Annotated in this window: 1 protein-coding gene; it reads right to left on the bottom strand. The window is 44.1% G+C overall.

Features of this window, described 5'->3' with window-relative positions; all coding sequences use genetic code 11:
- A partial coding sequence (locus SCA31_RS22490; protein WP_410699278.1) for a hypothetical protein occupies positions 1–540 on the bottom strand: 540 nt, incomplete at both ends.

A 540-nucleotide genomic window follows, 5' to 3' on the forward strand; every position in this document is an offset into this window, starting at 1 on the left:
TTATCAGGATCAATGTTGTCCCCCCTTAACTGGTATATTCCATCGGAGGTAACGACAGAAATAAATACCTTATTGACAGGAATTCCGTTTGCCTTAGCATTTTTAAGCAGCTGAATAAATAAGTTGACATCATCAGGAGAGAATATTGAAATCAGGGTATCATAGTGCGAGTGCATGATCCCATAGGTTGTTCCAAATATACTAAAATCCAAACTTCCATTGCCATCTCCAGGCTTATTGCTGAGTTCCTGGAATTGTGTTCCTACCTGGTTTGAACCTTTAACAGGATCTCCGACCCTAAATCCACTTTCTGACGTATTTCCAGTCTTTGTTTCCAGGTACCTGGTGTACTTTGCATACTCAGACTTGTTTTTCAGGTCTTTCATTTGTCCGCATGGGTCAGGTGTACTTGGTGCATTCGGATCTGAGCTTCCACTACTTCCACCTCCGTTACCACTGCCATAATCACCATTTCCACCACCCATGTCGTGTCCGCCATTGCCAGGACCTCCATTTCCGGCCCATCCGTCATACATCGTC

Source organism: Chryseobacterium sp. SIMBA_028, from assembly GCF_046535285.1.
Taxonomy (GTDB): domain Bacteria; phylum Bacteroidota; class Bacteroidia; order Flavobacteriales; family Weeksellaceae; genus Chryseobacterium.